Here is a 21,162-nt window from a genome sequence, read left to right as displayed (position 1 = left end):
GCGTTCAGCGCGGCGGTCAGCACGGCCGCGCTGCTGCCGAGTGCGGCAGCGGCGGCTTCGGCGCTGCCGCGCGCAAGCTGCACTTGTTCGGCGGCCTGCGCGGCGAGCTCAAGCGTTTGCTGCGGCAGGGCGGGCACGGGCGGCTGCGCGGCGGCCACGGCCAGCGCGCCGGCTTCGGCGGACGTCGCGGTATTGACGGCGTCATTGATGGCGCCGGCGGCGGCATCTTCCGCCTTGGCGTTGGGGTCGGTGCCGGCGTCGGCGGTCTTGCCGGGCATCTTGCCGGGCGCCTTGGCGCCATCGTTGGCCGGACGCGAATCGGCGGACGGCTTCGGACGTTGCTGAGCCAGCACGTCCGAGAAGCTCGGGCCTTTTTTGTTCGCGGGTGCGGGCTTGTTGGCGCCCAGCGCGTCGGCGAGGGACGTTTTCGCAACGGGCGCGATAGTCGGCAAGGGCAGGGGAGCGGTCATCTTGGGCTTCCTGTTAGGTGCAGCTTTATGGGTGCTGCTTAATGCATCCCGGCCTGGCGCTGGACCAGGCGGGCGGAATATTCATCGTTGGCGCGTTGTTCGCGGCGCGATTCCACGACGGCCTGCGCGCGCATTTCGCGCTGCGCCAGGGCGTCGTAGGAACTGAGCTTGCGCTTTTCCTGCTGCCAGTACAGGCGGCCCTTGGCAAGGTTGTCATCCGCCTGGCGCAGTACGGTCTGCTGCTGGCTGATGGCGTCGTCCAGGGTGCCGATGAAGCGCTGGTAGTTGTGGCAATCGCTGGCGGACATGCCGGTCGTCATGGCTTGCTGCAACCGCTCCAGGTAGTCCTGGCGGTAATCGCTCAACATGCCAAGCTGGCGCTCGGCGTTGGTGCGTTCGGCGCTGAGCCGACCCAGCAGGCGCGCGGCTTCATCCGTGCTTTCCTTGGCCAGGTTGATCAACATGTCCAAGGGCAATTGGCTAGGCATAGGTGTCCCTTAACTCGAAACTGGCGCGCAACTGGTTGACGGCATCGTCGTAGCCGATGTTTTCGCCGACGTCTTGCTGCAAGAAGGCTTCCAGGCGCGGATAGCGCGCGATGGCTTCGTCCAACTGCGGATCGTTGCCGGCCGCATAGGCGCCCACGGCGATCAGGTCGCGGTTGCGCTGGTAGCGCGACAGGTTCTGCTTGAAGCGGCGCACGATGGAGAACTGCTGCGGCGTGATCAGCGAGGTCATTGCGCGCGAAATCGACGCTTCGATATCAATGGCGGGGTAGTGCCCGGCTTCGGCCAGATGGCGCGACAGCACCACGTGGCCGTCCAGGATGGCGCGCGCCGAGTCGGCGATCGGGTCTTGCTGATCGTCGCCTTCGGCCAGCACCGTATAGAACGCGGTGATGGAACCGGCCTTGCCGGACGGGCCGGGCGCGCCCATGCCGGCGCGTTCGACCAGCATCGGCAGCTTGGCGAACACCGAGGGCGGGTAGCCCTTGGTGGCCGGCGGCTCGCCGATGGCCAGCGCGATTTCACGTTGCGCCATGGCGTAGCGGGTCAGCGAATCCATGATCAGCAGCACGTCTTGGCCCTGATCGCGGAAATGCTCGGCCAAGCGGGTGGCGTAGGCCGCGCCCTGCAGGCGCAGCAACGCGGACACGTCGGCGGGCGCCGCCACGACAACCGAGCGGGCCAGGCCTTCGGGGCCCAGGTTGTGTTCGATGAATTCCTTGACTTCGCGGCCGCGTTCACCGATCAGGCCCACGACAATCACATCGGCCTTGGTGTAGCGGGCCATCATGCCCAGCAGCACGGATTTACCCACGCCGGAGCCCGCGAACAGGCCCATGCGCTGGCCTCGGCCCACGGTCAAGAGGCCGTTGATGGCGCGCACGCCCGTGTCCAGCACGGTGTCGATCGGGGCGCGCGACAAGGGGTTGATGGGCTGAGCGGATAAGGGCGCCAGTTCGGCGCCCGTCAGCGGGCCCAGGCCATCCAGCGGGCGGCCGGCGCCGTCCAGCACCCGGCCCAGCAGCGCGTTGCCCACGGGCAGGTGACGGCCCAGTTGCGGCTTGGCGTTGCCATTCAATTCGGCCTTGCGCGGCAGCGGGATCGCGCGTTGCACGGGCGGTTCGCCGGGCACGACGCGCGCGCCGGGCGGCAGGCCGGAAATATCCGCCTGCGGCATCAGGTACAGCGTGTGGCCGTCAAAGCCGACCACTTCGGCGTCGGCCCAGTGGTCGTGTCCGCGCGCGATTTCGATGCGGGCGGCGGCGCCCCCGGGCAGGCGCAGGCCGGTGGCGTGCAGCACCAGGCCGGTGGCGCGCGTGATCTTGCCGCTGACCAGCCAGGGGTCGGTGGAGGCGGCGCGGATCGAACCGATTTCGAGCTGCGTCTTCCAACGGTCCAGCACCGGCACGGTGGCCGGGGAGGAGGCGGGCGCGGCCGTCAGGCCGGGTTGCGCCGGAGCCGGATTGCCGCTCACGCCGGATCCTCCCAGGACACGTTGCGACCCAGCGAGGCCGCGACACGACGCCAGCGCGTTTGCAGCGTGGCGTCGATATCGCCAAAGGGCGTTTCCGCGCGGCAACCGCCACGCGCGATGGATTCATCGGCCAGCACGCGCCAATGGCCTTCCTTCAGCTCGTCGGCCAGGTGCAGGCGGATCAGTTCGATGTCTTCGGGGTTGGCCCACAAGCGCATCTGACCATTGGTCGACGGGTTGATGTGCAACACGTCGCGCACGGCGGCGGCCACGGCCTCGGGTTGTTCGGACAGGGTAGTGCGCACGACCTGCTGCGCAATGTCCAAGGCCAGCGTCAGCAGGCTCTGGCCCATTTTTTCTTCCAGCGCACCCACCGACGCGGCGCAAGCCTGCACCAGTGCGTGCAGGCGCTGCGCCTCTTCGGCGCCTTGCTCGCGCGCCTGGGCCAGGCCTTCGGCATAGCCGGCTTCACGGCCCGCGGCGTAGCCCGCTTCGTGGCCTGCCTGCTGGCCGGCTTCCACGCCGGCCGCATGGCCTTGCGCGTAACCTTCCTCGCGTCCTTCGGCCATGGCCTGGGCGCGCAACTGCGCCATCACCACGGCGGGGTCGGGGCCCGGATCGGGTTCCGGTTCGGGCTCCACATCGACGGTCTCCGGCTCGTTGAACGACAGCATCTGCCAGCGCCGCCAGGCGGCACTGCGCGAGATGAGCGTCGTCGCGCCGTTGTCCGCTTCAGACATACGCGTCGTCCCCGGAATTGCCCAGCACGATCTGACCACTTTCGGCCAGGCGGCGGGCGATCTGCAGAATCTTCTTCTGTTCGGCTTCGACCTTCGACATGCGGATCGGCCCTTGAGCTTCCAGGTCCTCGCGCAGCATTTCGGCGGCGCGGCTGGACATGTTGCGCAGGAACTTGGCGCGCAGCTCTTCCTGGGCGCCCTTGAGCGCGACCATGAGCGTGTCGTTGTCGATTTCCTTGAGGATGAGCTGGATGGCGCGGTCTTCGACGTCGAGCAGGTTGTCGAACACGAACATCTCGTCGATGATCTTCTGCGCCAGGTCGTTGTCGCGCTCGCGCAGGCTGGCCACAACGGTTTCCTCGTCCGAGGAATTCATCATGTTCAGGATCTCGGCCGCGGTGCGCACGCCGCCCATCTTGCTGCGCTTGGCGCCTTGGCCGGCCAGCACGGAGTTCAGCACTTCGGTCAGTTCGGAAAGGGCAGCCGGCTGCACGCCGCCAAACGTGGCGATGCGCAGCATGACGTCGTTGCGCAGGCGGTCGGTCAACAGCGCCAGCACACCGGCGGCGCGGTCGCGCTCCAGGTGCACCAGGATCGTCGCGATGATCTGGGGGTGTTCGTCGCCGATCAGCTCGGCCACGGTGTTGGGGTCCAGCCAGTTCAGCGCGTCGATGCCGCTGCCGCCGTCGCCGGCTTCCAGGATGTCTTCGATCAGGCCGGCCGCGCGGTCGCTGCCCAGCGCCTTGGTCAGCACGCTGCGGATGTAGTCGTCCGAACCCAGCGTGACGGCCATGAACTGGTCGGCTTCCTGGCGGAATTCTTCCAGCACCACGGCCACGTCGTTGCGCGTGACCTGCTTCAGGCTGGCCATCGCGCCGCCCACCTGCTGCACTTCACGGGCGCTCAGGTACTTGAAGACTTCAGCCGCGGCGTCTTCGCCCAGCGACATCATCAGGACGGCGCTGCGCGTCATGCCGTCCATCGGAGTGGAATCATTTGTCATCTTTGCTCATCCAGGTGCGCAGAACCATCGCGACGGCGCGCGGATCCTTGTTGGCCATTGTGCGGGCGCGTTCCAGGTTGTCTTCGTAACGGTTGACTTCCTTGGCGCGGGCCACGTCCTGGGCTTCGCGAGCCGCTTCCTGGCGCTCGGCTTCAGCCATTTCCGGATCCACCGGCGGGTACAGGTATTCGGTGACCGAGCGACGCACCTTGCGGTACAGCCACAGGGCAAGCACCAGACCCACCAGCCACGCAAGAATGGTCTTGAACAGGGCGATCATTTCCGGGTCGCGCCACATCGGCAGCGGCGGCGGGCCATCATTGAACTGGCTGTTGACCAGGTTCAGCGAGTCGCCCCGCGTTTCGGAATAGCCCATGGCTTCGCGAACCAGGTTGGTCAGCTTGTTCAATTCTTCGGGCGGCAGGGCTTGCGGCTCGCCGTCCTTGTCGCGCACGTAATTCACCACCACGGCGACCGACAGGCGCTTGACGTTGCCCACCGGTTGCTTGATGTGGCTGATGGTGCGGTCCACTTCATAGTTGGTGGTGGCGTCGCGGCGTTCGTTCAGGTTGGCGGTGGCCGCCTGGGTGCCGGTCTGCTGCTGTTGCTGTTGTTGCTGCTGTTGCTGTTGTTGCTGAGCATTGGCCGGCGGTTGCGGCGGCTGCGCGGGCGGGTTCGTCAGCGGGGCCTGTGCGTTGGGCGGGGCCTGGTTGGACAGCGCGCCGGGCACGCCTTGCGCGGGGTTCACGCCGCGCTGCGTGGAATCGCTGGTTTGCTGGCTGCGCACGGCGGCCTGGCCAGGTTCCTGGTTTGGGCGGTAGACCTCGGAGGTTTCTTCGCGGCGGGCGAAGTCGACATCGGCGCTGGCTTGGGCGTGGACGTTGCCCGGGCCGACCAGCGGATTCAAGATCGTCAGGATGCGTTCAACGGTGCGCTGTTCCACTTCGCGCACAAAGCGCATCTGGTCGGCGTCCATGCCACGGCCTTCGCCCAGCGGGGCCGACAGCAGCCGGCCGTTCTGGTCAACGATGGACACGCTTTCGGCGGTCAGCTCGGGCACGCTGGAAGCCACCAGCCAGGAGATCGCCGACACTTGCGCGTCGCTCAGGCTGCGGCCGGGGTACACGTTCAGCAGCACCGAGGCCGTGGGCGCCTGGCGTTCGCGCACGAACAGCGACTGGCGCGGCATGGCCAGGTGAACGCGGGCGTGCTGCACCGTGTTCATGGCTTCGATCGAACGGGCCAGTTCGCCTTCAAGGCCGCGCTGGTAGTTGATCTGTTCAGAGAATTGGCTGGCGCCGAAACGGGCGTTGTCCATCAGCTCGAAGCCGACGGAGCCGCCACGCGGCAGGCCTTGCGAGGCCAACTGCAAGCGCGCGTCGTAGACGCGGTCGGCCGGCACCAGCAGCGCGGTGCCGTTTTCGTTGTAGCGGTGGGGCACGTTCATGGAACCCAGCGCCGTCACGATGGCGCCGCCGTCGCGGTCATCCAGGTTCGAGAACAGCACCTTGTACTGGGGTTCGCTGCTCCACATCACCGTGGCGACGATCAGCGCGATGACGGCGGCGGCCGCGCCAAGCAAGATAGGCTTGGGCAGTGCGCGGACCTTTTCCAGCACAGGGAACTTCGCCAGCAGCGACGAGCTCAGAGTGGCCTGCTGATTCATCGATGGCTCCCGCTGGCTACGCGGCGCAAGGAAAAAGTCTTCATGTCTTGGTAGGGCAGATTACACATGCAACGTGCTTCTGGTCTGGGGAGAGCCTGGATTATTGCCCTTGGGTCGACAATCCCAATCGATGAAAACAGCAGGTTTTTGGCGTTACTTATCCTCTATGTCGATGGAAGGACAGCCGATGTGGCCCCGGTTGACGGCATTCGAGGAAATGTCGGGTTTTTTGGCGGTTTTTAACGGCTATGGGCGCGCGCGATCAGCGTTACGCTCTGCGGCAACATTGGCGATATGCCCAACCAGCAAGGAATCAGGTAATGGCTGTATCAGGCTTGAACGGCATCGAAGGCATGCTCCAGCAGATGCGCACCGTCGTGAGCAAGGCGGAAACCGGCAATCTCGCCGCGGGGGAATCGGTGGGCCAGCCCGACGGCTTCGCCGCCGAGTTGCAGCGCTCGATCCGCCGCGTGACCGCGGCTCAGAACGCGTCGTCGGCGCAGGCGAAGGCCTTTGAAATGGGCGCGCCCGATATTTCGCTGAACGATGTGATCATCGACATGCAGAAGGCCAGCCTAGGCTTTCAGACGGCGGTGCAGGTGCGCAACAAGCTGGTTGCCGCCTACAAGGAAATATCGTCGATGGCCGTGTAAGGGCGTCGATCTGAAAAAAGGCCTTTCCATTGGAAAGGCCTTTTTGCATTGGGGCTTCGCTTTGCGTTGCAGGTAGTTTTGCCTTAGTTGCGCTGCGCGCCTTTCTCCAGGCGCCACACCACTTTCTGCAACCAGTTTTCCTGGCGCGCATCCAGATTCAAGAACACGGCGCCCACGTGGCTCATCGGCGGTTCGCCTGTTAGCGACACGTGCCGGGGCGCGGCGTCGTCCGGACTGTCGGGCTGAATCATCGGTTGGCCGGAAATGGGGTAGATGTTGCGCACTTCCAGGTTGGCACTGAGCTTGCCCAGTTCACCAAAATCCAACTGCACGTCTTCCATCACCGTGCCGCGTTCCGGCAAGGCGGGCACGGCAAGCGCGGCCCGCAGCCCCACGCCGTCAACCGAAATATCGCGCACCGTGAATTGAAAGGGCTTGGTCTTGGCATCGGGCTGCCAACTGGCCTGGCATTGGCCGGCACCCGTGATGAGCGAGGCGCGAAACATCTTGCGCCGCTGGATGCGGGCCAGGCGATCCGGAAAGGGCGACATCAGCGCTGCGCTGCCGTCGTCGAAGTGAATGACTTCGGGGCGCTGCACGCGAAAGCGGATCTGCACGCCGCCATAGGCGGTGGCGTGGAAATGGAAAGTCGTGCCGCTCAAAAGACCCATGTTGTCGGACTGCTCGAAGTCGGCGCCGGCGTAGTCGCGCGGCCGCCAGAAGAACTGGCGGGTTTGCTTGTCGGCGCCCAGCACCAGCACCGCCATTTCACGGTCGGCGGCGTCGCGCACCAGGATGTGGCTGTCGGGGTGCGTCAGCTCGAACAGGGCGGAACGCATGTCTTCCGGCCGGGTCAGCAGGAATTCCGGGTCGCTGGCATCCAACACGATGGTGGTCCTTAGAGAGTGAGGTCAGGCGGGCGGCGCCGCTTGGGGAAGCTCGCGCGATTCCAGGCGATACAGCCAGGCCAGCAATTCTGCCACTGCTACGTACAGTTGGGGAGGAATATGTGCATCCAGGTCCACCTGCATGAGCAGGCCGACCAATTCACGCGATTCGTGCACATACAGGCCGTTCTCTTCGGCGGCGCGCACGATGGTGTCGGCCAGTTGGCCGTAGCCCTTGGCCACCACGCGCGGTGCGCCGTCCTTATCGTCATAGGAAATGGCGACGGCGGCGTTGCGGTTGGCGTTGGGGCCATCGGCGGGGCCGATGCCCTGGGAATTGGGGGTATTGCTCATCAGAAATCGGTCGGCATGACAGGGCGCGGCTCCGTCACGCTGACCGCCAGATTGCTCAAGGTCAAGCCCGCGGCCAGAAGGCGCGAGCGCAGTTGGTCGGACGCATCATTGATTTCGGCGGCGGCCAGCGGCGCGACCAATTGCAATACGATCTGGTCGCCCGCCAGGTTCAGCCGCGCATCCACCAGCCCCAGGCGGGGCAGGTCGAGCTTGAGCCGGGTGGCCCAGGTGGGCGTGGCCGAGTCGGGGTCGCCACCGTAGGGGTCGCGTTCCACTTCCCATTCCATCGGCGTGCCGGGCCAGGCTTCGCCTTGCCAGGCCAGGGATTGGTTGGCCAGCACGTCCAACTGCTGGCGCACCAGCACGGTCAGGTCCTGGTGGATGCCGGTCACGGGCGTGCCGGGCGCGGGCGAGCCGCTGCCCGACGTTGCCTCGGCGCCGCCACCGGTGCGCGCGGTACTTGATGCGTCCGAACGGCTGCGCGCCGCCGTGGCGTTTTGCTGGGCGGTGTCGCGGCTCATCCTGGCCTGCGGCTCTTCCTGGAGCGCGGCGGGGTTGGTGCGGCCAAACACCATGTCGGTCAAATGCGATTCATAGAACAAGCCGCTGGTTTGCAGGGCTTGGCGCAGCGCCTGGCCCAATAGGCGGGCGGTCGGGCCGCCTGCCGCCAGCGAGGCATGCGCGGCGGCATCTGCGCCGCGTGCCGCGTGGGCATCCGCCTGGCCGGCGGGCCGCGTCAGCTTGGCGCCAGCGGCGGCATCCGCGCTGGTCGCGGCGGCTGCGGTTGCAGCGGCGGTGGTCGGTGCGGCAGGCAACGTGGGCGCGGGGGCCGGGGGCTGTCCAGCGGCGGCGGCTTGGCCGGCCGGCGGGGGTTGGCCAGCACCGGGCGCGGGCTGCGGGGCGGTTTGCGCGGGGGCTTGTCCGGCCGCGCCGCCGTTGGCGTTCCAGAGCGGCGCGCGCCCCTGGACGGCAGGCGCGGCTTCGGGGAACTGGGCCAGCAAGGCAAGAATCGTCCGGGCGGTGGTGCCCAGCGTGGTCGGGGCGGAGGCGGTGGTGTCGCTGCTGGTGACCAGCCCGCGCGCGGCCAGCGCCAGCGCGGCGGCCGTCGTGGCGTCAACAACGGCATTCTGGCGGTCGCCTCGGGCGCCGCCAGTTTGTATGCCTTGCCGGGGATCGCGGGTGGAGCCGTCCGACGACCCGGGCTTTTCCGGGCCTCCGGGCTGGCTGACGGCGTCTGGCCGTGCGCCCGACACCTGATTGGCGTTCGCGGCGGACATCGTCGTGCCAAGCACGGCGTCCAACCGCTGCACCAGGACATTACCGAGTGCGGCGGGACCGACGCTCATTCTTCAGGCGCCTGATATCCGTAGGCCGACAGCAGCGTCTGCTGGCGCTTCATGCGTCCCAGCAGCTCACCCAGGCGGGCCAGTTGCGGGATAGCCAGGTCGCGCGTCAGCGCATCGTTTTCCAGAATCCGCACGAGCAGGTCGTACTTCATGGCGCGGCCGGCTTCGTCCAGTGGCTCTTTTTGTTCCGTTTGGCGCAGGAGCTCGACACGCTCGCAGTATTGCTGGCCATGGACCATGGCCAAGTCCCAGTCGCCTGCCTTGGCGGCGGTCAGCATTTCCCCCGTGATGAGAGCGATCTCCTGGTAGTGCTCCAGGATGGCGGGAAGGGACTGGGTCAGGGACGTCATGGAAATCTCGGGCGTTCTCAGGCTGGCTAAGGGCATGGTTCGGGCCATTACGGCTCCATGCCGCCAGCCGGCCGGTCGATGGAAGTCTGCCAAGCTTCGGCCAGATCGGCCAGCAGCCGGTCGGCAATATCAAGCTGCTCGACATCCGCCTTCAGGTTCGCTGTCAGCAGCGTACGGATGATGTAGTCGTAAAGCAGGGCGAGGTTGGCGGCGATGTCGCCGCCGGCCTCCATGTTCAGCCCCGTTTTCAGGCCTTCATCGACAATTTTGATCGCTTTCGAGATGGCCGCGCCGCGTTCAGCGATGCGGCCTTCGTTCAAATGGATGCGCGCCTGCCCGATGGCCGCCCGCGCTCCCAGATAAAGCAGAGTGATCAGCCGCTCCGGGCTTGCGCCCAGGACTTGCGTTTCCAGGCCGATATCGGCGTAGGAACGAACAGAATAAGACCCTGAGGGCCGTCGGGCGGCATACGTCATTTAATGCATCTTCTATTAAGTTGGTTACTTCGACTTGTTCATGGCCTCAAACTGCTGGGTCAGATAGCTACCCGTACTTTGCATCTGCATGTAGAAGGTGTCCAGCGCAACGAACTGCGTGCGCATCCGCTCAATTTCAGCATCGCTCGATGCCTTGGCGCGCGCCTGCTGCGCGGTCAACGCGGTGATCGACTTGGCCAAGCCGTCTTGGCGCGTCTTCAAGGAGCCGGTCGAACCCAGCACATCCTTGAGCGCGGCGTCGATGTTCTTCGCCAGGCCGTTTTCGCCCGTCAACAACTTGGTGACGTCGGCGGGGTTCTCGGTCAGGGCCTTGGTGAGCTTGGTCGTGTCCAGCTTCAGTTCGCGGGCGGTGGCATCGGTGGTGATGCCCAGGTCGGCCAGCGAGCGTAGCGTGCCGCCACCCAGCACGCTTTGCAAGGCGCCGGACAGGGCCGACTGGATCGAGCGCGTGGTGCCGTCGCCCGTCAGCGGCTGGTTGGTGGCTGCCGAGGCGTCGAACGCGGTCAGGTTCTTGATCGTGGTTTGCAGCGTCTTGTACTTGGTGACGAAGTCCTGCACCGCCTTGCTGGCCACCGAGGTATCGGCTTCCAGTTTCAGGGTGATGGGCTTGTCGGTTTCGGTCTTTTCGGCCAGGTTCAGCGTAATGCCGTCGATGGCGGTCGAAATGTTGTTCGAACCGCTCTTGACCGGGATGCCGTTGATGATGACTTCGGCGTCCTGCCCGGCGGTGTCTTTCATGCCGGAGGTTGCGCCGTTGGCGTCCGTGCTGAACGTCAGGATGTCCTTCAACTTTTGGTCGCCGTTGACCGTGATGGACTTCACCGCTGCTTTTTCGCCCGTTTCGCGCGAGGTCAGCATCAGGTAGTTGTTGCCGTTGCCATCGTTGATGACGGTGGCGCGCAGGCCGGTCTTGTCGTCGGCGTTGATGGCCTTGACGATGCCGTTCAAGGACGTGTCGTCCTTCAGGTCAACCGTGCGCTTGGTGCCGTCGGCCAATTCAATTTCGAAGGTGCCCGTGGCGCCGTTCTTGGCGGTACGGTCGGCCACCGCCGACGATTGCAGGCTTTGCGCCCGCGCCAGGTTCTTCACTTCGATGGTGTACTGGCCGGCAACCGCGCCTTCAGCGGCCACCGTGGCCGTCAGGGCGGAACCGCCGGTGACGCTGCCCTTGATGGCAGCCATCGTTTCAGTCTTGCCCAGCACGGCGGCCGAAGACTGCAGGGCTTCCAACGCGCTTTGAAGCTGCGAGTAGGCGTCGATACGGGTTTGATAGCTTTCCGCACGGGTCGTGTAGACCGAAAGCTTTTTCGTCTCGGCGTCTTGCAGGTCCGACAGGATCTTTTCCAGCGGCAAGCCGGACACGGACCCAAGGTTGGTGATAGAAGCCATGTGATTTCCTTCCTAGCGAAGCGATTCTGACAAAAATAGGGTGCCGGCGATTGGCCGGGTAAGGGCATAAGGCGGGCCTAATTCGGGGTTTCCCTCACGCATAGGCGCCAAAACAGTTGAAGAACACTGTTTTAAGGGTCAGGTCATGCAGTGGTTTTAATGCCGTTGCCTTGCATGTTCACGATCATTTTGGCGATTTTGAGTACCGTTTCGCTGGGGATCGTGCGGATGACATCGCCCGACTCCGCATCCACGACCGACACGACCACCTGATGCACATTCGGATCGATTTCGAACTGCAATTGCGTCGACCACGCCTTCATCTGGTCGTTGATTTCGTCCAGCGCCTTGTCCAGCGGCAGCTTCTGCGAATCTGATTGATCCGACGTGGCGCTGTCGGAGGCGCCGCTGTTCGTGGCGGCGGCGGCGGGCGTCACGCTCACAGCCGGCTCGGCTGCGATGGGCGCCTGCACGGGCGCAGCGGGTGCGAACGTAGCGGGGGCTAGGGGGGTTACGGCCATGATCACTCCAGCGGCGATGTGGGCGTCTCGGAGGAACGCGCTGTTTTCAGGGAATTCTCAGCTACGATTACGGCACCTTTGCAGGGAACTTTAGCCCCCGGCATAGACGGATATTTCACGTGCTAATCAGTTTGGATCGGGCAATGAGTGTCAAGACGGCGCTGCGAGTTATCGAAATCATCGAAACCTTTGCCCGCGAGAAGCGCGCGCTGCCCTTGTCGGAGCTCGCGCGGTTGCTGGATGTGCCGGTGTCCAGTTGCCTGGCGCTGATCCGCACGCTGACGGGCCTGGGCTACCTGTATGAAACCGGCCGGCGCCAGGGCTATTACCCCACGGGTCGCTTGCTTGCCATGGCGCAGCGCATTGCGCGCGCCGACCCCGTTTTGGATCGCGTCTACCCCAGCCTGTCGGAATTGCGTGACGCTACCCGCGAAACGGTCGTGTTCGCCAAGCTCACCCAGGACGGGCGCGTGGTCTATCTGGATGTGCTGGATTCCCCACATACCATCCGATACGCGCCCGTTGCCGGCGAGTTCAAGGACGTACACGCAAATTCGCTGGGTAAGGCGTTGGTGTCGCTGATGGATGCCCCTGCGCGCCAGAGCCTGCTGTCCGACATGCCGATGACACGCTACAACGAGCGCACGCTGGTCACGCCGCAAGCGCTGGAAGATGACCTGCAACGGTCGCGCCAGCGCGGTTGGTTCATGAACAGTGGGGAATCGATCGCCGACGTGGGCGCCATCGCCTGGCCCGTCACCCTGTCGGGCGAGCACTATGCGATTTCGGTGGGCGGCCCGATCTACCGGATCGAGCCGCAGCAAGAGGCCTATGCGCGCATCTTGCGGGCGGCGTGCACCGCCCTGGAACAGCAAGCCTGAATGGGCCCCCGGCCGGGCGTTGCGCCCGGCGCGCCGTCAACAGGGCCTGTCATTAGGCCCCGGCAGTGGGCCCCCGTCAGTAGGCCCCGTCAGTACGACTTCGGCAGGCCCAGCACCTTTTCCGCGATGAAGCACATGATCAGCTGCGGGCTGACGGGCGCGATACGCGGAATGAAGCTTTCGCGCAGCAACCGTTCAACGTGGTATTCCTTGGCGTAGCCCATCCCGCCCAGCGTCATCACGGCGGTTTGGCAGGCGTTGTAGCCGGCTTCGGCCGCCAGGTACTTGGCCGTATTGGCATACGGGCCGCAGGGCAGGCCGGCGTCGTACAGGCTGGCGGCCTTGAACACCATGAGGTCGGCGGCTTCCAACTGCATCCAGGCTTGCGCAAGCGGGTGCTGGATGCCCTGATTCTGGCCGATGGGGCGGCCGAACACGGTGCGTTCCCCGGCATATTTCACCGCCCGGTCCAGTGCGGCGCGGCCGATGCCCACGGCTTCCGCCGCGATCAGGATGCGTTCGGGGTTCAGCCCGTGCAGGATGTATTCAAACCCGCGTCCTTCTTCGCCGATGCGGTCGGCCGCCGGAATGCGCAAACCATCAATGAACAGCATGTTCGAGTCCACGGCCTTGCGGCCCATTTTCTCGATTTCGCGCACTTCGATCTTCTCGCGGTCCAGATCGGTATAGAACAGGGACAGGCCCTGGGTAGGCTTGGCCACCTCGGACAGCGGGGTGGTGCGCGCCAGCAGCAGCATCTTGGTGGCGACCTGCGCCGTCGATATCCAGATCTTGCGGCCGTGCACCACGTATTCGTCACCCTGGCGCACCGCGCGCGTCGACAGCTTGGTGGTGTCCAGTCCGGCATCGGGCTCGGTCACGGCGAAGCAGGCCTTTTCGCGGCCGGCGATCAGCGGTTCCAGCCACCGGCCGCGCTGCTCGTCGGTGCCGAACACCACCACGGGGTTCAGGCCGAAGATGTTCATGTGCACGGCGGACGCGCCGGTAAAGCCCGCGCCGGACGCGGCGATGGTCTGCATCATCAGCGCGGCTTCGGTCATGCCCAGGCCCGCGCCGCCGTATTCCGGCGGCATCGCAATGCCCAACCAGCCGTCGCGCGCCAGATCGGCGTGCAGCGGCTCGGGAAAGCCGCCTTCGCGGTCGCGTTCCAGCCAGTATTCGTCGGGGTAGCGGTCGCAGATGCGCGAAACGGCGTCGCGCAGCGCCAACTGCTCAGGGGTGAAGGCAAAGTCCATCAGTGGTTTCCATCCTGGGTAATGCCGCGGGCGACCAGCGCGTCGATCCGGGCGTCGTCGTAGCCGGCTTGGGCCAGCACCTCGCGGCTGTGCTCGCCCAGCCTGGGGGCGGGCCGTCGCAGGGACGTGGGCGTGCCTTGGTACTGGCCCAGCGGCGCGGGGGTGCGCAGGGGGCCTTCGCTGGGGTGATCCACGTGGCGGATGAAGTCGGTGGCGGTCAGGTGCTCGTCCACCAGCAGGTCGTCCACCGTGTAGAGCTGCGACGCGGGGATGTCCGCGCGGGCCAGGGCGTCCAGCCACTCCTGCGTGGGGCGCGTGCGGATCACGTCGGCCACGTAGGCGTAGACCTCACCAATATGCGCGGCGCGCGCACCGTGCGTGCAAAAGCGCGGATCTTCGGCCAATTCGGGCTTATCGATCAGGGTAAAGAAGTTGCGCCAGTGCTTGTCGTTGTAGATCAGCAGGCAAAGGTAGCCATCAGCCGTGGCGTACGGTCGGCGATGCGGCGCCAGCAGGCGGGCATAGCCGGTCGGGCCCATGGGCGGCTCGAACGTCGCGCCACCCAGGTGATCGCCCAGCACCAGGTGGGCCATGCCTTCAAACATGGGGATTTCCACCTGCTGGCCGCGCCCCGACGTCTTGGCGTGCAGCACCGCCGACACCAGGGCAATGGCCACGTGCAGGCCCACCGCCCGGTCGGCCAGCGTCAGCGGCGCGTAGCGGGGCACGTCGCCGCTTTGCTGGGCCGACAGCGCGGCGATGCCGGTCTGCCCCTGGATCAGGTCGTCATAGGCGGGCCGGCCGGCGTACGGCCCGGCCTCGCCAAACCCGTAGGCGCCCAAATAGACGATGCGCGGGTTGCGCGCCGCCACGGTTTCGTAGGACAGGCCCAGCCGGGCCATTGCCTGGGGCCGGATGTTGTAGAGCAGGGCGTCGCAGCTTTCGGCCAGCTTCAGGCAAGCCTCCAGCCCCTCGGGCGTCTTCAGGTCCAGCACGATGGACCGCTTGTTGCGGTTCAGGTGCAGATACAGGTGGCCCATGCCGGGATTGCGCATCGGCCCCACGGCCCGCATGTTGTCGCCCGCGGGCGATTCCACCTTGATCACGTCGGCGCCCAGATCCGCCAGGGTCTGCGTGGCGTAGGGACCCATCACGACCGAACTCAGGTCCAGGATGCGCACGCCGGTCAGCGGGCCGGCCGGCGTGGCCTCAGGGGTGGAGGGCGTGGTCATTGCTGTTCGATTCCTGCATCTTTGATCAGCTTGCCCCACAGCGTGCGCTGGTCGCTGACGAACTGCGCGAACGCTTCGGGGGTGCTGGAAAAGGCGTCAAAACCCAAGCCCGCCAGGCGCTTCTTGACCTCGGGCTTGGCCACGACCTGGTTGATGGCGGCGTTCAGCTTCGCCACCACTTCCGGCGGCAGGCCGGCCGGGCCGAAATAGCCGTTCCAGGAATTCAGGTCAAAGTCCTTCACGCCGGCTTCGGCCATGGAGGGCAGGTCGCGCACGATGGCGCTGCGTTCGGCGGTGGACACGGCCAGGGCGCGCAATTGGCCCGACTGCACGAAGGGCAGGCCGGAAGTCAGGTCGGTGAACATGAAGTCCACCTGGCCGCCCACCACATCGGTCAAGCCTTGCGGGGTGCCTTTGTAAGGTACGTGCAGGATGTCGATGCCGGCGCGGTTGGCCAGCGTGGCGCCGGCGACGATGCCGGTGCTGTTGCCGCTGGCATAGGTGATGCGGCCCGGGTTTTTCTTGGCGTCGGCCACCAGTTCGCTGACGTTCTTCCAAGGGCGCTTGGGGTTCACCACCAGGATGAAGGGCAGGTTGCCGCCGCGCGCGATCGGGGTGAAATCCTTGACCGGGTCATAGGACACATTCTTCATCAGCCAGGGCGCGGCCGAGTGCGAGGTGTTGGTGGTGACAAACAGCGTGTAGCCGTCCGGCTTGGCACGGGCCACATAGCTGGCCGCGATGGTGGCGTTGGCGCCCGGCTTGTTTTCAACAACGATCTGCTGGCCCAGGATGGCCGACAGTTCAGACCCGAATATCCGGCCGACCGCGTCGGTGCCCGAGCCGGCCGGGAAGGGCACGATCAGGGTGATGGGCTTGTTGGGATAGTCGGACGCCGCGTGCCCGACGGGGGCGGCCATCAAGGCCGCGCCGCTGACCACGGCGGCGCTTAGCAAACGGAAAGGGTGCATGGGGTTGTCTCCAGTTTTATAGGAAATTCAGGCGCGGCTCTGCGTCCGCTGCCTGTTGCCGCCTGGTGTCAGGCGGCAGGCGGTGGCGCCGGAAAGTCCCGGATCACGCGATCGGGGGATTCTTCATACGGAGGGGTGTAGATCACCAGCAGCCTGGCCGGCTCGTCGCTGGTCACGGTAAAAACGTGGGGCACGTCGGGCGGGAAATAACAGCAGTCGCCTGCGACCATGTCGGCCGACTCGTCGGCCACCTGGGCGCGGGCGGTACCCGACAGCAGGTAGCAGACCTGCTCGATGCCCGGATGCGCATGCGGCAGCGCGCCTTGGCCTTTCTCGATGACGCCCAGCAGCACTTCCACGCCGCGCGAGCCCACGGTATCGGGCCCGATCAGGCGGCGGTTCAAGGTGCCGGTGTGATTGGCGGGGTGATAGCCGGGCACCTCGGCTTCGCGGACCAGCCAGCTGGGGGAATTTGCTTGCGTCATGTTCATCCATCTAAATTTTCATACGTAAATTCATTTTCACGTATGCGAAAAACATCGGCAAGCGCTTTTTCGGGCGGGATACCGTGTCGCGCTCTAGGGGATTAGGGAAAACACCGTGCGCGGACTGCTAAAATCCGGCGCTGATCTTCTTTCACGGCCCGCCATGTCTTCCGTTTGTCCTCCTGACGCCTCCGCCACCCTGTCTGATTGGTTGCAATACCTGGAATCCATCCACGCCACGGCGATCGACATGGGCCTGGACCGCGTGCGCGAAGTGGCCGCGCGCATGGGGCTTGAACTGTCGGGCGTGAAGTTCGTCGTGGGCGGCACCAACGGCAAGGGCTCCACCTGTGCCATGTTGGAAGCCATTTTGCTGGCGGCCGGATACAAGGTGGGGCTGTATACGTCGCCGCACCTGATTGACTTCAACGAACGTGCCCGCGTCAACGGCCAGATCGCCTCGGACGCCGACCTGATCGCCCAATTCCAGGCCGTCGAAGCGGCGCGCGGCGAAGTTTCGCTGACGTACTTTGAATTCACCACGCTGGCCATCTTGCGCCTGTTTTCGCAATCGCGCCTGGATGCGGTCGTGCTGGAAGTCGGTTTGGGCGGCCGCCTGGACGCGGTCAATATCGTCGACGCCGATTGCGCCATCGTCACCAGCGTTGACCTCGACCACACCGACTGGCTGGGCGATACCCGCGAGAAAATCGGCTTCGAAAAAGCCCATATCTACCGCGCCGGCCGCCCCGCCATCTGCAGCGACCCGGTTCCGCCGCAATCGCTGCTGGATCACGTGGAAAAAATCGGCGCGGATCTCTGGCTGTTCAGCCGCGACTACAACTATTCCGGCGACCGCCAGCAGTGGGCGTACGGCGGGCGCGAACAGCGCCGCAGCGCGCTGGCCTATCCGGCCCTGCGCGGCGCCAACCAGTTGTTGAATGCGTCGGCCGCGTTGGCCGCGCTGGAATCCGTGCGCGATCGTTTGCCGGTGCAGCAACAGGCCGTGCGCCTGGGGCTGCTGCAAGCCTCGCTGCCGGGCCGCTTCCAGATCCTGCCGGGCCAGCCCACGGTGATCCTGGACGTGGCCCACAACCCGCATGCCGCGGCCGTGCTGGCGCAGAACCTGGACAACATGGGGTTCCATCCGTACACCCACGCGGTGTTCGGCATGCTGAACGACAAGGATCTGGCTGGTGTCGTGGCCAAGCTGGGCACCCGCATCGACCACTGGTATTGCGCGGGCCTGCCCGGGCCGCGTGGCATGTCGGGCCAGGCGCTGGCCGACAAGGTCGCCGCTGCCTTGCCGCCATCGCCCGCCGGGGCTGAAAGCCCTAGCATCACCGCCTTCGAAAATCCCGCCCAGGCCTATGCCGAGGCGCGCGAACGGGCGGTCGAGAATGATAGAATCGTCGTGTTTGGGTCGTTTCTCACCGTGGCCTCGGTTTTGCAGGCACTGGGTCGCAAGGCATAGGCAAAAACGGGTCATGGCGGCCCGCCGCCACATTGCCGCAAGGAATTCTCTTCCATGGGTTTTTTCAATCGCAAGGATCCTGCCGACCAGGCGCCGCCCTCTAAACGGGCGGCAGTGCCTAGCGAGGTTCAGGCTGCGGAGCTGCGCGGCCGCGCGCGGCGCAGGTTGGCAGGCGCCGTCGCCTTGGTGCTGGCGGCAGTCATCATTCTGCCCATGGTGCTTGATTCGCAGCCCGAACCGGTTGCCGACAACATTCCCATCCGCGTGCCAGAACGCAACACCCCGTTCCAACCCCAGGTAAGCGACCCGCAAGCCGCGCCCCAGGCGGGCGGCACCGCGACGGGTCCGGCGGTTGCGGGCAACGGCACCACCCCGGCGGATTCCACGGTGCCCACGCCGCCGCCCGTGACGTCCACGCCGTCGACCCCGCCCACGGCTTCCGCGCCGCCCGAATCGGCAGCCCCGCACACAACCACCGTGCAGGTGACGCCGCCGCTCGTGGCGCCCAAGCCTGAACCCAAGCCCAAGCCCGAAGCCAAGCCCGAAGCCAAGCCGGCCCCCAAGCCCGACACGCGCTCCGACGACGGCGCGCGCGCCTTGGCGCTGCTGGAAGGGCGTGCCGCGCCGGCCGCCGCCGCGCCGGCACCCAAGCCTGCCGCCAAGGGCAATTTCGTATTGCAGATTGCGGCCTACACCACGTCGGAAGACGCTCAATCGCGTCGCGGCAAGCTGCATCAGGCCGGCGTCACCAACGCCTTTGTGGAACAAGCCTCCATCGGAGGCAAACAGCAGTACCGTCTGCGTGTGGGGCCGTTCCCCTCGCGCGAGGCGGCGCAGGCGGCCCAGGCGCGGTTGCGCACCTTGGGCTATGACAATGGTTTTATTGCCGCCCAATAGTGACCGGCTTCGACTTCGTCGTGCTGGCCATCCTGGCGGTCTCGGGTGTGCTGGGCCTGGTGCGCGGCCTGCTCAAAGAGGTGCTGTCGCTGGTCGCCTATCTGCTGGCTTTCGTAGCCGCGATATGGTGGGGCCCCACGGTGTATACGTGGCTTGAGCCCTATATTGAAACGACGCTGCTGCGCATGGGAGTCTCATACGCCGTGGTGTTCATCCTAGTGCTGCTCGGTGTGGGTTTGGTCAACATGACGCTAGCCGCCTTGATCCGCAGTACCGGACTCAGCCCCGCCGATCACGGCCTGGGCGGTATGTTCGGGCTGGCCCGTGGTCTGGTGATTGTGCTGGCGTTGGTGGCTGCTGCCGGCTACACGCCGCTGCCCCAAGAGCCGTGGTGGAAGGACGCCATGTTTTCGCATTCGGCCATCGAGGCCATCAAACATATCAAAACGTGGCTGCCGCCGTCTTTGGCGACTTGGCTGCCGTATTGATTAGCTTCAAATCAACCAGGAAATCTCACCATGTGTGGAATCGTAGGGGTCATCGGGCGCGGGCCGGTCAACCAGCTGCTCTATGACAGCTTGCTGCTGTTGCAGCATCGCGGGCAGGACGCCGCGGGCATCGCGACGTCGCAAGGCAACCAATTCAATATGTACAAGGCTCACGGCCTGGTGCGCGACGTCTTCCGTACGCGCAACATGCGTTCGTTGCCCGGTACGTCCGGCGTCGGCCAGGTCCGCTACCCCACCGCGGGCTCCAGCGCCAGCGAGGAAGAGGCCCAGCCGTTCTACGTCAACGCCCCGTTCGGCATCATGTTCGCCCACAACGGCAACCTGACCAACTGGCGTGAACTGCGTGAATCGCTGTACCGCGTCGACCGCCGCCACATCAACACGAATTCCGATTCCGAAGTGCTGCTGAACGTGCTGGCGCACGAACTGCAATCGTCGGCCAATGGTGTGTCGCTAGACGACGACGCCATCTTCCGCGCGGTGTCGGCCGTGCATAAGCGCGTGCGTGGCGCCTATGCCGTGGTGGCGCAGATTTCCGGTTACGGCCTGCTGGCGTTCCGCGACCCCAACGGCATTCGCCCGTTGTGTATCGGCCGCATGGAAACCGACGAAGGCGTGGAATGGATGGTGGCCTCGGAATCCGTGGCGCTGGAAGGCAGCGGCTTTGTCTTCGTGCGCGACGTCGAGCCCGGCGAAGCCGTGTTCGTCGACCTGGACGGCCGCTTCGTCAGCCGCCAGTGCGCCGACAACCCGCAACTGGTGCCCTGCATTTTCGAATACGTGTACTTCGCGCGTCCGGATTCGCTGATCGACGGCGTGTCGGTTTACGACGCCCGCCTGCGCATGGGTGAATACCTGGCCGACAAGGTTGCGCGCAACATGCGCCTGGGCGACATCGACGTCGTCATGCCGATTCCGGATTCCTCGCGTCCCGCCGCCATGCAGTTGGCTGCCCGCCTGAACCTGGATTACCGCGAAGGGCTCATCAAGAACCGCTACGTGGGCCGCACCTTCATCATGCCGGGCCAAGCCGTGCGCCGTAAGTCCGTGCGCCAGAAGCTCAATGCCATCGGCATGGAGTTCAAGGGCAAGAACGTGCTGCTGGTCGATGACTCCATCGTGCGCGGCACCACCAGCCGCGAAATCGTCGACATGGCGCGCGCCGCCGGCGCCAACAAGGTGTACTTCGCGTCCGCCGCGCCTCCGGTCCGCTTCCCGAACGTGTACGGCATCGACATGCCCACGCAATCGGAACTGATCGCCACCGGCCGTAGCGACGAGGAAATCGCCCGCGCGATCGGCGCTGACTCGCTGATCTATCAAGATCTGTCCGACATGCAGCAATCGGTGCGTGACCTGAACCCCAAGATGTCGCGCTTCGAAGCCTCGTGCTTTGATGGCGAATACATCACGGGCGACATCACCGCCGAATACCTGGCGCGCCTGGGCCAGTCGCGCGCCGAGCCCGGTCAGGACGAAGGCGCAAGCGGCCTGCAATTCAACATGGGCTACGCCGCCAACGACGCCTGATCCAGTCGGGTAGGGCCTCAGTAAAAATGCCGTTCACTTGCGTGAACGGCATTTTTTTATGCACGCCTGGG

At 65.5% G+C, this 21,162-nt stretch carries 22 protein-coding genes and 1 pseudogene; 6 read left to right on the top strand and 17 right to left on the bottom strand.

What is annotated here, in order from left to right:
• The 6 genes and pseudogenes from ACE04A_RS05525 to fliF all read right to left on the bottom strand — a co-directional run.
• Nucleotides 1–470, bottom strand: a pseudogene (locus ACE04A_RS05525) (flagellar hook-length control protein FliK); the annotation flags it as partial.
• Between the two features lie 38 nt (nt 471–508).
• Nucleotides 509–958 carry a flagellar export protein FliJ gene (fliJ, locus tag ACE04A_RS05520; RefSeq protein WP_100855455.1) on the bottom strand — a complete coding sequence of 150 codons (450 nt, stop codon included), beginning with the start codon at nt 956–958 and terminating at the stop codon, nt 509–511.
• Nucleotides 951–2,450: a flagellar protein export ATPase FliI gene (fliI, locus tag ACE04A_RS05515; protein ID WP_485819920.1), complete on the bottom strand. Its 1,500-nt coding sequence runs from the start codon at nt 2,448–2,450 to the stop codon at nt 951–953. The genes fliJ and fliI overlap by 8 nt, the downstream gene beginning before the upstream one ends.
• Nucleotides 2,447–3,190, bottom strand: coding sequence for a flagellar assembly protein FliH (fliH, locus tag ACE04A_RS05510; RefSeq protein ID WP_485819919.1), 744 nt, complete (start codon nt 3,188–3,190; stop codon nt 2,447–2,449). The genes fliI and fliH overlap by 4 nt, the downstream gene beginning before the upstream one ends.
• Entirely contained in the window at nt 3,183–4,193 is a 1,011-nt protein-coding gene (gene fliG / locus ACE04A_RS05505) for a flagellar motor switch protein FliG (RefSeq protein ID WP_259248459.1), read from the bottom strand. Before fliG ends, fliH begins: the two co-directional genes overlap by 8 nt.
• Complete coding sequence (gene fliF, locus ACE04A_RS05500; protein WP_448717967.1) at nt 4,183–5,859, bottom strand: flagellar basal-body MS-ring/collar protein FliF; 1,677 nt, start codon at nt 5,857–5,859, stop codon at nt 4,183–4,185. The genes fliG and fliF overlap by 11 nt, the downstream gene beginning before the upstream one ends.
• A gap of 320 nt (nt 5,860–6,179) precedes the next feature.
• Here fliF and fliE point away from each other — a divergent pair, with 320 nt between their 5' ends.
• Nucleotides 6,180–6,512, top strand: coding sequence for a flagellar hook-basal body complex protein FliE (gene fliE / locus ACE04A_RS05495; protein WP_100855459.1), 333 nt, complete (start codon nt 6,180–6,182; stop codon nt 6,510–6,512).
• Nucleotides 6,513–6,595: 83 nt separating this feature from the next.
• Here fliE and ACE04A_RS05490 read toward each other — a convergent pair whose 3' ends face one another.
• The 7 genes from ACE04A_RS05490 to ACE04A_RS05460 form a co-directional block, all read right to left on the bottom strand.
• Nucleotides 6,596–7,399, bottom strand: coding sequence for a flagellar brake protein (locus tag ACE04A_RS05490; protein ID WP_448717968.1), 804 nt, complete (start codon nt 7,397–7,399; stop codon nt 6,596–6,598).
• Between the two features lie 24 nt (nt 7,400–7,423).
• On the bottom strand, nt 7,424–7,753 hold the full coding sequence (locus ACE04A_RS05485) for an EscU/YscU/HrcU family type III secretion system export apparatus switch protein (RefSeq protein WP_448717969.1): 330 nt from the start codon (nt 7,751–7,753) through the stop codon (nt 7,424–7,426).
• Complete coding sequence (fliK, locus tag ACE04A_RS05480) at nt 7,753–9,099, bottom strand: flagellar hook-length control protein FliK (RefSeq protein ID WP_485819918.1); 1,347 nt, start codon at nt 9,097–9,099, stop codon at nt 7,753–7,755. The genes ACE04A_RS05485 and fliK overlap by 1 nt, the downstream gene beginning before the upstream one ends.
• The gene (locus ACE04A_RS05475; RefSeq protein WP_259248450.1) at nt 9,096–9,449 is read right to left on the bottom strand and encodes a flagellar protein FliT; all 354 of its coding nucleotides are present in this window, start codon (nt 9,447–9,449) and stop codon (nt 9,096–9,098) included. Before ACE04A_RS05475 ends, fliK begins: the two co-directional genes overlap by 4 nt.
• Before the next feature lie 47 nt (nt 9,450–9,496).
• Complete coding sequence (gene fliS, locus ACE04A_RS05470; RefSeq protein ID WP_050446577.1) at nt 9,497–9,925, bottom strand: flagellar export chaperone FliS; 429 nt, start codon at nt 9,923–9,925, stop codon at nt 9,497–9,499.
• Nucleotides 9,926–9,949: 24 nt separating this feature from the next.
• Entirely contained in the window at nt 9,950–11,335 is a 1,386-nt protein-coding gene (fliD, locus tag ACE04A_RS05465; RefSeq protein WP_448715786.1) for a flagellar filament capping protein FliD, read from the bottom strand.
• A 143-nt stretch (nt 11,336–11,478) separates the two neighbouring features.
• A complete protein-coding gene (locus ACE04A_RS05460; RefSeq protein WP_279996890.1) occupies nt 11,479–11,856 on the bottom strand; it encodes a flagellar protein FlaG in 378 nt (125 codons plus the stop codon).
• A 143-nt stretch (nt 11,857–11,999) separates the two neighbouring features.
• On the opposite strand from ACE04A_RS05460, the gene ACE04A_RS05455 reads away from it, so the two are divergent.
• A complete protein-coding gene (locus ACE04A_RS05455) occupies nt 12,000–12,737 on the top strand; it encodes an IclR family transcriptional regulator (protein ID WP_447988659.1) in 738 nt (245 codons plus the stop codon).
• Between the two features lie 89 nt (nt 12,738–12,826).
• Here ACE04A_RS05455 and ACE04A_RS05450 read toward each other — a convergent pair whose 3' ends face one another.
• The 4 genes from ACE04A_RS05450 to ACE04A_RS05435 form a co-directional block, all read right to left on the bottom strand.
• Complete coding sequence (locus ACE04A_RS05450; RefSeq protein ID WP_259248441.1) at nt 12,827–13,993, bottom strand: acyl-CoA dehydrogenase family protein; 1,167 nt, start codon at nt 13,991–13,993, stop codon at nt 12,827–12,829.
• Nucleotides 13,993–15,225: a CaiB/BaiF CoA transferase family protein gene (locus tag ACE04A_RS05445; RefSeq protein WP_259248439.1), complete on the bottom strand. Its 1,233-nt coding sequence runs from the start codon at nt 15,223–15,225 to the stop codon at nt 13,993–13,995. The genes ACE04A_RS05450 and ACE04A_RS05445 overlap by 1 nt, the downstream gene beginning before the upstream one ends.
• A complete protein-coding gene (locus ACE04A_RS05440; protein ID WP_485819917.1) occupies nt 15,222–16,196 on the bottom strand; it encodes a Bug family tripartite tricarboxylate transporter substrate binding protein in 975 nt (324 codons plus the stop codon). Before ACE04A_RS05440 ends, ACE04A_RS05445 begins: the two co-directional genes overlap by 4 nt.
• A 68-nt stretch (nt 16,197–16,264) precedes the next feature.
• On the bottom strand, nt 16,265–16,681 hold the full coding sequence (locus tag ACE04A_RS05435; protein WP_259248437.1) for a cupin domain-containing protein: 417 nt from the start codon (nt 16,679–16,681) through the stop codon (nt 16,265–16,267).
• 163 nt (nt 16,682–16,844) lie between these two features.
• Here ACE04A_RS05435 and folC point away from each other — a divergent pair, with 163 nt between their 5' ends.
• The 4 genes from folC to purF are packed head-to-tail and all read left to right on the top strand — an operon-like array spanning nt 16,845 to nt 21,091.
• Nucleotides 16,845–18,155 carry a bifunctional tetrahydrofolate synthase/dihydrofolate synthase gene (gene folC, locus ACE04A_RS05430; RefSeq protein WP_448715789.1) on the top strand — a complete coding sequence of 437 codons (1,311 nt, stop codon included), beginning with the start codon at nt 16,845–16,847 and terminating at the stop codon, nt 18,153–18,155.
• A 54-nt stretch (nt 18,156–18,209) separates the two neighbouring features.
• Nucleotides 18,210–19,052 (top strand): SPOR domain-containing protein, encoded by an 843-nt coding sequence (locus tag ACE04A_RS05425; RefSeq protein WP_448715790.1) that lies wholly within the window; start codon nt 18,210–18,212, stop codon nt 19,050–19,052.
• The gene (locus tag ACE04A_RS05420; RefSeq protein WP_088588337.1) at nt 19,052–19,540 is read left to right on the top strand and encodes a CvpA family protein; all 489 of its coding nucleotides are present in this window, start codon (nt 19,052–19,054) and stop codon (nt 19,538–19,540) included. The genes ACE04A_RS05425 and ACE04A_RS05420 overlap by 1 nt, the downstream gene beginning before the upstream one ends.
• 30 nt (nt 19,541–19,570) lie before the next feature.
• Entirely contained in the window at nt 19,571–21,091 is a 1,521-nt protein-coding gene (gene purF / locus ACE04A_RS05415; RefSeq protein ID WP_100855469.1) for an amidophosphoribosyltransferase, read from the top strand.
• Nucleotides 21,092–21,162: the final 71 nt, after the last annotated feature.

This window comes from Achromobacter colocynthidis (assembly GCF_057334535.1).
This window is presented reverse-complemented; position numbering and strand designations above follow the sequence as displayed.

What these genes read in the sequence shown, in the direction of transcription:
- fliJ (WP_100855455.1), bottom strand. Translation starts at nt 958, where the DNA reads ATGCCTAGCCAATTGCCCTTGGACATGTTGATCAACCTGGCCAAGGAA.
- fliF (WP_448717967.1), bottom strand. Translation starts at nt 5,859, where the DNA reads ATGAATCAGCAGGCCACTCTGAGCTCGTCGCTGCTGGCGAAGTTCCCT.
- fliH (WP_485819919.1), bottom strand. Translation starts at nt 3,190, where the DNA reads ATGTCTGAAGCGGACAACGGCGCGACGACGCTCATCTCGCGCAGTGCC.
- ACE04A_RS05455 (WP_447988659.1), top strand. Translation starts at nt 12,000, where the DNA reads ATGAGTGTCAAGACGGCGCTGCGAGTTATCGAAATCATCGAAACCTTT.
- ACE04A_RS05435 (WP_259248437.1), bottom strand. Translation starts at nt 16,681, where the DNA reads ATGACGCAAGCAAATTCCCCCAGCTGGCTGGTCCGCGAAGCCGAGGTG.
- ACE04A_RS05460 (WP_279996890.1), bottom strand. Translation starts at nt 11,856, where the DNA reads ATGGCCGTAACCCCCCTAGCCCCCGCTACGTTCGCACCCGCTGCGCCC.
- folC (WP_448715789.1), top strand. Translation starts at nt 16,845, where the DNA reads ATGTCTTCCGTTTGTCCTCCTGACGCCTCCGCCACCCTGTCTGATTGG.
- ACE04A_RS05445 (WP_259248439.1), bottom strand. Translation starts at nt 15,225, where the DNA reads ATGACCACGCCCTCCACCCCTGAGGCCACGCCGGCCGGCCCGCTGACC.
- purF (WP_100855469.1), top strand. Translation starts at nt 19,571, where the DNA reads ATGTGTGGAATCGTAGGGGTCATCGGGCGCGGGCCGGTCAACCAGCTG.
- fliK (WP_485819918.1), bottom strand. Translation starts at nt 9,099, where the DNA reads ATGAGCGTCGGTCCCGCCGCACTCGGTAATGTCCTGGTGCAGCGGTTG.
- fliD (WP_448715786.1), bottom strand. Translation starts at nt 11,335, where the DNA reads ATGGCTTCTATCACCAACCTTGGGTCCGTGTCCGGCTTGCCGCTGGAA.
- ACE04A_RS05450 (WP_259248441.1), bottom strand. Translation starts at nt 13,993, where the DNA reads ATGGACTTTGCCTTCACCCCTGAGCAGTTGGCGCTGCGCGACGCCGTT.
- fliG (WP_259248459.1), bottom strand. Translation starts at nt 4,193, where the DNA reads ATGACAAATGATTCCACTCCGATGGACGGCATGACGCGCAGCGCCGTC.
- ACE04A_RS05485 (WP_448717969.1), bottom strand. Translation starts at nt 7,753, where the DNA reads ATGAGCAATACCCCCAATTCCCAGGGCATCGGCCCCGCCGATGGCCCC.
- fliE (WP_100855459.1), top strand. Translation starts at nt 6,180, where the DNA reads ATGGCTGTATCAGGCTTGAACGGCATCGAAGGCATGCTCCAGCAGATG.
- ACE04A_RS05425 (WP_448715790.1), top strand. Translation starts at nt 18,210, where the DNA reads ATGGGTTTTTTCAATCGCAAGGATCCTGCCGACCAGGCGCCGCCCTCT.
- ACE04A_RS05440 (WP_485819917.1), bottom strand. Translation starts at nt 16,196, where the DNA reads ATGCACCCTTTCCGTTTGCTAAGCGCCGCCGTGGTCAGCGGCGCGGCC.
- ACE04A_RS05475 (WP_259248450.1), bottom strand. Translation starts at nt 9,449, where the DNA reads ATGACGTCCCTGACCCAGTCCCTTCCCGCCATCCTGGAGCACTACCAG.
- fliS (WP_050446577.1), bottom strand. Translation starts at nt 9,925, where the DNA reads ATGACGTATGCCGCCCGACGGCCCTCAGGGTCTTATTCTGTTCGTTCC.